This is a genomic window from Candidatus Methylacidiphilales bacterium (assembly GCA_025056655.1).
GTDB lineage: Bacteria > Verrucomicrobiota > Verrucomicrobiia > Methylacidiphilales > JANWVL01 > JANWVL01.
In genome coordinates this window covers 1-3,178 of the sequence record JANWVL010000066.1, presented here as the reverse complement: position 1 = coordinate 3,178, position 3,178 = coordinate 1, and the positions used below count along the sequence as shown (strand labels likewise).

Below are 3,178 nucleotides of genomic sequence, written 5' to 3'. Positions count from 1 at the left end.
AAAAAAGCGAAATCAAAAATAAAGGCGACTGAAAGGGATTAAACTATTCTAGTTTATTAGGAAAAACATTGACACTTTGTTCGTCTTATGTCCTTGAGACTCTATCTAGCTCTACTTAAAAAGAATTTGAAATAGTCTAATAAGATACCATAAATCATTCAGAAGTGGTATTACTTGAAGGTAACCATAACAGGATGCTAAGCAATTTTCATCCTAAGTTTTATCAGAAAATCTACGTCGATGGAAGAGATCTGTAGCTCGGAGCCTATGGAACAAGCCGATGATCAGGTGTGCATAATTAATTATAGCGATGCTTTTAGTCACCTTTAACTTTCAATTCGCAGAGAATAATGATTTGTGAATTTGGATCAAGACAGCTGAAGAAGGTTTCATCGGAGAAGAGCCTTGACACCTCGTGGATTTCGATTTACGATAAAAAGGTGGGAAAGAACATGAGTTAAACGGTGTTCTATATCACGTTATTCTTTTTTTAATAATACCGATGGTGATGATGATCGTTATATTTGCGAATTAATTGTCAACAAGAAGAGAAAAATCTATGTCAACATCCTTTTCCTAAGGGAGAAGAATAATGGAATGGCTAAAACTTTGATGGCATACAAGGTCACAACTTACAGCTTTTTATCAGCCCGCTTTGATTCTTTACCCAGAACGGCAATCACAGCAGCTGCCGGCGGGACTGCAGCGATGCTCGGCGGCGGCAACTTCGCTAACGGCGCCCTCTCCGCTGCATTTACGTATTTGTTTAATGATTGGATCGAGATTATATTTAACAATATAATTGGACAAGGGCCTAACTCTCCTATCTATGGAGGCAAGGCTTACTGGAAAAGCGATAACGGTGAAACTTTATATGAATGGGATGTTACTACTGGAGGTTATCGATCAACCGATAGCAAAGTCCCTCCTGGCGGTAACACTCGCATACCAGAGGGAGAGTGGTATGCAAAGATCAAAATAGGAGGCAAACCATTCAAAGTTCACGGAGTTAAATTTAAATATGAATTAAGCACGAATATGAAGTTGCATCCACCCAGAAGTGATATCCTATTACATCCTGATACTGGGAAACTTGGAACAGAAGGCTGTGTAGGCTTTTGTGGCGATCGATTTCAACTTAAAACATTCAGATATATAATGAATGATTATCTAAAATACATCGAGCCCCGAATAAGAGTTAAAGTTAATTATGCTATCAAAGATTAACGTATCTTTATTTATTGTATTCATCGCAATCATATTGGCTCAAGTCGAAATAACTTACGCTCATAATAAGAATCATTTGGGATTAGATAAATATCTAAAAGTCCAGGAATATTTATTTACTACTGCCCCAGGACAAGGGAATGGTGGTTATGAAGGATACGATCAGGTCATACAAAGCAAAATTAAAGTTTACATAAAAATTACTAAGCATCCATATGCAGAAAAATTTTTTGAAGATAAACGACAAGTTATAAATAATCTAAAGCCTTATTTCGGAGATCCAATCACAAAAATCGAAGAGTTTACTGTTTACTGGGACGATAAGAAAATACCTATACCTCAAAATCTTTATAGTGATTGTTATAACTTGAATCTAAAGACTGGTTTTTATAGAGATGATCCGGACTCTTTTACATGGACTACAGTTAACGAAAAAGAACGGTCTATACTGATACGATGCTCTTCTTTTCCTGGTCTAAGATCATACACAGTCTATTGGATTATAAATAAAAACGGCAGATTCCAGCGTTTTATAAAACGTTACGATCCTTTTAATCAATAAGATTAGTTTCTAACTGAATTCACCCATGATAAAGCGCCTTATTCATCATAGAATTCTTAAATTCATTCATGTTTCTAAAAATCCTTCATTAGCATTTATAATCTTAATAATGCAGATAATCAATTGTTTATCCTCAGATAGAAAACAACTTATGGATATGGAAACTATAGATGAAAAAGAAAGATTTGCGATGGAAATGAACTGGTATCTAGAGACTAAACAGTTCCGTATCGAGATAAGTAACAGTAAGAATACAGGTTTTTTTTTAGGATATGACAAGCCCATAAAAAGTAAAATCACAATAGATATAGAAATTGAAAAGCACCCGATGGCAGAAAAAATCTTTTTCCATGATCTCAAAGAGATTGAACATACGGATGGTTTTCATAATGCATATACACGAATTAAAAAATTTGAAGTTAGCTGGAATGGTAAGCAAATAAAAGTTCCTAAAGCCTTATACGAGGATTGTTTCTTACTTAATCTGCAATCAGGCAGTTACCCATTACCAGATTCTAAATATATTCCAACTTGGGCAGTAGTGAATGAAAAGGAAGAATCTATACTCATTAAATCCTCTTCCTTTGGGGAGGGAGAACGTTATGTTGTATATTGGATCATAAATAGGAATGGAGTATGTCAAAGATTTATAGATAGCTCAGTTCCTTAAATTAAACTTGATTATACATAGATAATAGATTTTAGATATAGCCCTTAAATTTTTATGAACAATAACTCATCTTAAATTAATCTCGTTAGAGAAGAACTTGAAAGCGAAGAGAATAGCGAATTATACGATTTAAAGAAATAACGAAATAGCTGTAAGATAAAGTCTAGGGTCAATTTTAAAAGGGTAATCACGGATTCAAGTTTTATCTTGCGAATTGTGCGAATGCTGCTCATATAAAAGCTAAGAATCTTAAACAAATGACTTCAGCGGCGACATTCGGTATTTGGCACGGATCGGGTGGACAGAGTATATTTGGCGGCATGTCAAGAATTAGAGGGTTGAAAGTCGGCAGCTCTGCCAACGTCGGGGGATCTATACATGAAAATGTCAACATCGGTCCAGGTTCTAAGAGTAATTTCAGAGACACCGAGAGCGACCATAGCGGACAGTTCACTCGAAAGATTCAACAAGTGCAGCCGTTTTATGATGAGCTAATTATAAAAATCAGACCATGAATTCAAGACTCCGTTTAACAAGATTCCTTTTGATAGCAACTTTGCCCTTAGCCTTCCTGATTTGGTGGCTAATGATCAGATTAAGCTCCTTACCTTCGAATCTGCTTACGGATAAACCATCGCCTCCCTCCCAATCATCATCTACTCCCCCAACACTCCATGAACAAAACCAAAGCCCCCATTCCGACATCTCAAATACACTCG

At 36.0% G+C, this 3,178-nt stretch carries 5 protein-coding genes; 4 read left to right on the top strand and 1 reads right to left on the bottom strand.

From position 1 onward, the window contains the following. Positions 1-597: 597 nt before the first annotated feature. The 4 genes from NZM04_04000 (at position 598) to NZM04_03985 (ending at position 2,974) form a co-directional block, all read left to right on the top strand. Positions 598-1,227 carry a hypothetical protein gene (locus NZM04_04000; GenBank protein ID MCS7063203.1) on the top strand — a complete coding sequence of 210 codons (630 nt, stop codon included), beginning with the start codon at positions 598-600 and terminating at the stop codon, positions 1,225-1,227. Then, on the top strand, positions 1,211-1,789 hold the full coding sequence (locus NZM04_03995; GenBank protein MCS7063202.1) for a hypothetical protein: 579 nt from the start codon (positions 1,211-1,213) through the stop codon (positions 1,787-1,789). Before NZM04_04000 ends, NZM04_03995 begins: the two co-directional genes overlap by 17 nt. A gap of 25 nt (positions 1,790-1,814) precedes the next feature. Next, positions 1,815-2,459: a hypothetical protein gene (locus NZM04_03990; protein ID MCS7063201.1), complete on the top strand. Its 645-nt coding sequence runs from the start codon at positions 1,815-1,817 to the stop codon at positions 2,457-2,459. A gap of 257 nt (positions 2,460-2,716) precedes the next feature. Beyond that, positions 2,717-2,974, top strand: coding sequence for a hypothetical protein (locus tag NZM04_03985; GenBank protein MCS7063200.1), 258 nt, complete (start codon positions 2,717-2,719; stop codon positions 2,972-2,974). Here the strand turns inward: NZM04_03985 and NZM04_03980 are convergent. Continuing rightward, positions 2,964-3,178: hypothetical protein (locus tag NZM04_03980; GenBank protein ID MCS7063199.1), on the bottom strand; the 215-nt coding region annotated here is incomplete at its 5' end. The two genes, NZM04_03985 and NZM04_03980, sit on opposite strands and share 11 nt — an antisense overlap.